We start from the raw sequence: 5,504 nt of genomic DNA on the forward strand, positions 1-5,504 counted from the left end.
CTGCTGCGCCCGACCGGGCTCGGCGGGACCCGGGTGACGGGGCGGCGCGGGCCCGCGGCGGCCCGACGGCTCCGTGTCGCGGGCGGCCGTCGGGCCGTACGCCCCCGACGCGGAGCCGCCGGGGCGCTGCCGGAGCGGGTCCGCGCCGGGGGTGCCCGGCGGCCGCGGCCCGCTCTGGCCGATGGCGCGCCCGGCGGTGCCGGGCTGCGCGGGTCTGCGGGTGGTCGGCGCGCCGCCCTGGCCGTATCCGGAGGTGCGCTGCGGGCCGCCGCGGGCGGGTGCGGCGGGGCCCGACGATCCACGGGCCAGAGGCGATGGGGAGGGTGACATCGAGGACCTTCCTAGTCCGGGGAGGGTTCCGCGGGGCCCGGCCGGGGGGCGGCCTCGAAGAGGGCGAGCGCGGTGCGCTTCCGAATTTGGGTGGTGCGGGACGACGGGGAGGAGGTGTGGCTACGGGTGGGCGGCCCGGCCGGGGCGTCCTGGGGGCCGCCCCGGCCGGTGCCGGCACCGCTGGTAGTGCTGCCGTGCCTGCTCGTGCTCGGGTCGTACGGTCGCTCGTGCGGTCCCGCGTGTGGTCGTCCGCGTGGTCGCCGGCAAGTGGTCGCTCGCGATGCTCTTCCGTGGCGGACCCGGCCGCGCGGCGGGTGGGGTGCCCACGTACCGGATCCACCATCCACGACATCGCCTCGCGCGGGTGGTGATCCATGTGGCGAGGTCTGGCGAACCATGGCGAATCGGCGACCGCCGGAATCCTCGGCACTAGCCTCGAAAGCACCGAGCAACCTGGGGGCTCGACGTGAACAGCGGGTGGCGGCGGCGGAATTCACCGCCGCCGCACAGCGGCGGTCGGCCGTACGGGCCGACGGAGGGGCGGACCGAGATGCGGCGCGAGCGCAACACGAAACTGGTGGAGCTGTTCGCGTTGACCGGTTGGTCGAAAGGCGAGTTGGCCCGTCTGGTGAACCGGCGCGCGGCCGGGATGGGCCATCCGCAGCTGGCCACCGACACCTCGCGGGTGCGCCGCTGGCTCGAGGACGGCGAATGCCCGCGCGACCCGGTCCCGCGGGTCCTCGCCGCGCTGTTCACCGAGCGACTCGGACGTGTCATCACCTCCGAGGATCTGGGCCTCAGCGGACGCCCCCGACACCACGTGCAGGCCGTTCCCGAGGAACTGCCGTGGAGTACGAAGCGCACCGTGGACGCCCTGACCGAGTTCACGGGAATGGACCTCATGCTCAATCGGCGCGGCTTTGTCGGCACGGGATTCGCGCTCGTCGCGGGACCCGTCCTCGTCACCAACTTCGACCGCTGGCTGGGCGCCGCGGACCACATGCCGGCCGCCCAGCCCGCACTTCCGCCGCGCGGCGCCGGGTTCGGCGCGCGTGCGGCGTACGCCCCCATCGACGCGATCCCCGTCGGCACCGAGGAGGTCGCCGCGCTCGAACACGCGGTCACCGTCTTCCGCGCGTGGGACGCGAACCGCGGCGGCGGCCTCCAGCGCAAGGCCGTCGTCGGCCAGCTCAACGAGGTCGGCAACCTGCTCGTGGCGGACAACCCCGCGCAGGTCAGGCAGCGGCTGTGGGCGGTCGCGGCGAACCTGTCGGTGCTCGCCGGGTGGATGTCGCACGACGTCGGCCTGAACCCGACCGCGCAGAACTACTTCGTCATCGGCGCGCACGCCGCCCGCGAGGCGGGCGATCTGCCGCGCGCCGCCGAGGCGTTGTCGCGGGCGGCGCGCCAGATGGTGCACCTCGGTCGTGCGCGCGACGCGCTCGCGCTCATCGACCTCGCGCAGCGCACCGCGGGCGACCGCGCTACCGCCACCACGCGCGCGATGTTCCACACGATCGAGGCGTGGGCGCAGGCGTCGCTCGGACTGTCGGCGGACTGCCGGCGCACGCTCGGCAAGGCCGAGCAGGAGTTCATGCGCGCGCAGCCGCAGGACGACCCGGACTGGATCGGCTTCTTCGACAGCGCCGACCTGCACGGCATGCAGGCGCTCGTCTACCGCACGCTCGCCGACACCGACCCGACGGCGGTCCGGCCCGCGCAGGAACACGCCCAGAAGGCCATGGAGTTGCGCGCGCAGGGCCACCAGCGGTCGCAGACCTTCGACCTGATCTCGCTGGCGTCGGCGTATCTGATCGACGGTCAGCCGGACGCCGGTGCGCAGTACGCGCGGCTCGCGCTGACCTCCACGCGTGAGGTCACCTCGCACCGCACGTGGGACCGGCTCGGCGAGATGCAGAAGCTGGCCGGCCGCTACCAGGACGTGCCCGAAGTCAAGGCGCTGCGCGAGGAGATCGCGGACGGCGGGGGACCGGTGGGGCCGACGACGGCGTGACCCGCGCCGCCCGCCCCGCCCACGGCGTCAGGTGACGCGTATCGCCATGACGCAGGCGTCGTCCTCGTAGTCGGTGTGCCCCAGGCGGCTCACCACCAGGTCCACGCACGACCGTGCGTCGGCCCCCGCCAGCAGGGGGGCCAGGCCGAGCAGCACCGCGATCGAGTCGTCCATGTCGTGGCCCCGGCGCTCGATGAGGCCGTCGGTGAACAGCAACAACACGTCCCCGGCCCGCAGTTCGACGCGGGCCTCGACGTACTCGGGCTCGTCGTGCACGCCCAGCACGATGCCGCGCGGCGGATCCAGCACGCGGCCCTTGCCGGCCCGGAACAGCAGCGGCGCCGGATGGCCCGCGCGGGCCCAGGTCAGTTCCCGGCGCTCGGGGTCGTACCGGGCGCACAGCGCGGTGGCGATGGCCTCGGCCGGAAGCACGTGCAGCAGCAGGCGGTTGAGCCAGTAGAGCATGGTGCCGGGCGACGCGCCGATGACGGCGAAGCCCTCCAGGGCGCTGCGCAGCGTCGTCATGCCGGCGGCCGCGGCCAGGCCGTGGCCGGCCATGTCCCCCAGCGTGATGAGCACCGAGCGGTCGGGCAGCGCCATGCCGTCGTACCAGTCGCCGCCCACGCGCGCGGTGGCCTCGGCGGGGAAGTAGCGGGTCGCGACGTCCAGCCCCGGCAGGCCGATCGCGCGGGTCCAGCGCGGCATGACGACGCGCTGCAGCTCGGCCGCGATGCGGTGTTCGGCGCGGGCCAACTGGCGTTGGACGACAAGCTGTTCGCGGGCCTCGGTGAGCGCGGCCTGGGTCCAGCGCAGTTCGGTGACGTCCCGCACGATGGCCCACACGCTGCGCGGCGCGCCGTCGGCGTCCAGCACCGGTTCGGCGACGACGTGAACCGCGCGGGACCGTCCGTCGCCGCACAGGATGCGGAACTCGCCTTCCACCGGCCTGCTTTCGCCGAGCAGCCGGGACGCCATGCCCTCGACGACCGGGAGATCGCCGGGCAGTACGTGCGAGGGCAGGTCGTCGAGGCGCAGCGGCCCGAGCACGGGGTCGCGGTCGAACAGCGCGTACATCTCGTCGGACCAACGCACTTCGTCGGTGTCCAGGTGCCACTCGGCGCTGCCGAGCAGCCCGGCCGCGGGGCGCCGCGCGGGCGGGATCGCGTGCTCGTCGTCGTGGCCGCGCCCGCGCACCGGTTCGTCGGGCGGCAGCAGCAGGTCGCGCGGCGCCGGGCGGCATCCGGACAGCAGCGTGTCGCCGACGACCGTGTCGATGAGGTGCGGGCGCAGGTAGCGCTGCGAGCGGAGCGACTCGGGCACCGGCGGGAGCAGCGTGTACGCCTCGGCGTACGCCTGCCCGAACGGCCCGGTGTGCTCGTACCCGGCCGGGACTTCCTCCCCGTGGGGCGCGCACATGTGGGACAGGTGGTCGAGGGACTGCTCCAGGGACGCGGACAGCAGCCGGCACAAGTGCGCCTGACGTGGGGCGTCCCGCGCGAGACATACCGCGCTGAGATCCTCTGCCTGTGCGCGGAGCCGGGCCACCCGGGTCATCATCGCCGTCAGATCCGCCGCGTCGAACTCCGGCCGTTCGTGCATCAACCCGCCTACACCTGTTCCGTGCCGCCGCACTGACTCTCGCATAGGAACGCGGTTGCTGGTGGCGATTTCACCGCAATGGCGAAGACTTGCGGGCGATCACCCGAACTGACCGAAATTGACCGGTGGAACGGCGAGTTGCGTAGTGCTCCGGACGGCTTAGCGAGCGTTTGCCGAGCGCGCGGACCATCCCCCGGCGTCACCCGACCGGCCCAGTCGGCGCGCGGATGGGGTCCGTTTCGTTACACGATGGAGGCCGTCCGCAGTACGTCCCGCAACGTCCCGGCAGATCCGAGCCGAGCCTTGCCTCGTACGAATCGGAGGAAGCCGTGGGAGTCGATCCCGCCGCCGTCAGGCGCTGTCATGTTGCCGTGGACCTAGGGGCGTCCCGGACCCGAATCTACTTCAAGAACGACGGCTTGGTCGTCGACGAGCCGAGCCTGGCCGCGGTGGACACCCGGTCCGGCGGTCTGGTCGCGGTCGGCTCTGTCGCCGCCCGCATGGTGGGGCGCTCGCCCGACCACATCCGCGTCGCGCGTCCCATCGCGAGCGGAACCGTCGTGGACGCCGAACTCGCCCAGGCGATGCTGCGCCAGCTGGTGGACCGGCGCGTGTCCGTCTGGCGGCGCGCCAGCGCGATGCGGGCCGTCGTCGGCGTGCCGCACGACAGCGGCCCGCTGACCCGCAAGGCCGCGACGCTCGCGCTGTCGGGCCTCGGCATCAAGCGCGTGGAGCTCGTCGACATCCCCGTCGCCGCGGCCGTCGGCTGCGGGCTGCCGGTCGACCTGCCCGAGGCCGCGATGGTGGTGGTGTGCGGCGCCGCGTCGACGCAGATCGCGGTGCTGTCGCTGGGCGCCGTCGTCGCCTCGACGATCGTCCCGGTCGGCGGCGAGGCCATCGACCACGCGGTCGAGGAGCACCTGCGCACCCTGCACGGCGTGGTGCTGCCGGCGGGTGCGCTGCGCGAGATCTACCTGCGGCTCGGCGGCGACGAGGTCGTCCCCGTCGTCGGCAAGGACGTCGCGACCGGGCTGGCCCGCGCGCTGAGCGTCGAGTCGGCGGGCGTCCGCGACATCATGGGCACGCCGCTGTACACCGTGCTCGACGGCATCGCGGGCGTCCTGCGCCGGTCGCCCCCCGACCTGGTCGTGGACCTGGCCGACCGGGGCATCACCCTGGCGGGCGGCGGCGCGCTCGTTCCGGGGCTCGACGAGATGGTCCGCGCCGCGACCGGTATGCCGGTGCACCTTGCGCGGGACCCGCAGACCCGGGTGATCGACGGCCTGGCGCGCATGATGTCCGGTCGTCCGTCGTCCAAGTCGGCGGACGCCGACCCGGTCGGCCGCGACCCGCTCAAGGACGAGGCGGTCGACGTCGTCGCCGAGGAGACCACCGACCCGGACGCGTTCGCACCCGTCGCCTGACGCGGTACGGACAGCGCCGACGGGGCGGAGCGGACGGTACGCGGTGCACGGCCGGGGGGGGCGGGGGGGGGGGGCCCCCCGCCCCCCCCCCCCCCGGCGCCCCCCGGGGGGGGGGGGGGGGCGCCGCGCCCCCCCCC

General features: G+C 74.5%; 3 protein-coding genes and 1 pseudogene. 2 read left to right on the plus strand and 2 right to left on the minus strand.

Features of this window, described 5'->3' with window-relative positions:
• Positions 1 to 330: pseudogene (locus tag QI554_RS42315) on the minus strand (hypothetical protein); the annotation flags it as partial.
• A gap of 550 nt (positions 331 to 880) precedes the next feature.
• On the opposite strand from QI554_RS42315, the gene QI554_RS42320 reads away from it, so the two are divergent.
• The gene (locus tag QI554_RS42320) at positions 881 to 2,344 is read left to right on the plus strand and encodes a DNA-binding protein NsdB (RefSeq protein WP_281478489.1); all 1,464 of its coding nucleotides are present in this window, start codon (positions 881 to 883) and stop codon (positions 2,342 to 2,344) included.
• 27 nt (positions 2,345 to 2,371) lie between these two features.
• Here the strand turns inward: QI554_RS42320 and QI554_RS42325 are convergent, their stop codons facing one another.
• Positions 2,372 to 3,943: a PP2C family protein-serine/threonine phosphatase gene (locus QI554_RS42325; RefSeq protein WP_281478491.1), complete on the minus strand. Its 1,572-nt coding sequence runs from the start codon at positions 3,941 to 3,943 to the stop codon at positions 2,372 to 2,374.
• Between the two features lie 371 nt (positions 3,944 to 4,314).
• Between QI554_RS42325 and QI554_RS42330 the strand changes: the two genes are divergently transcribed.
• Complete coding sequence (locus tag QI554_RS42330; protein ID WP_281478493.1) at positions 4,315 to 5,367, plus strand: rod shape-determining protein; 1,053 nt, start codon at positions 4,315 to 4,317, stop codon at positions 5,365 to 5,367.
• The last annotated feature ends 137 nt before the right edge of the window (positions 5,368 to 5,504 follow it).

The organism is Yinghuangia seranimata (assembly GCF_029953285.1).
In the GTDB taxonomy this organism is placed as follows: domain Bacteria; phylum Actinomycetota; class Actinomycetes; order Streptomycetales; family Streptomycetaceae; genus Yinghuangia; species Yinghuangia seranimata.

Coding starts and splice junctions, on each gene's coding strand:
- QI554_RS42325 (WP_281478491.1), bottom strand. CDS start 3,943: ATGCACGAACGGCCGGAGTTCGACGCGGCGGATCTGACGGCGATGATG.
- QI554_RS42320 (WP_281478489.1), top strand. CDS start 881: ATGCGGCGCGAGCGCAACACGAAACTGGTGGAGCTGTTCGCGTTGACC.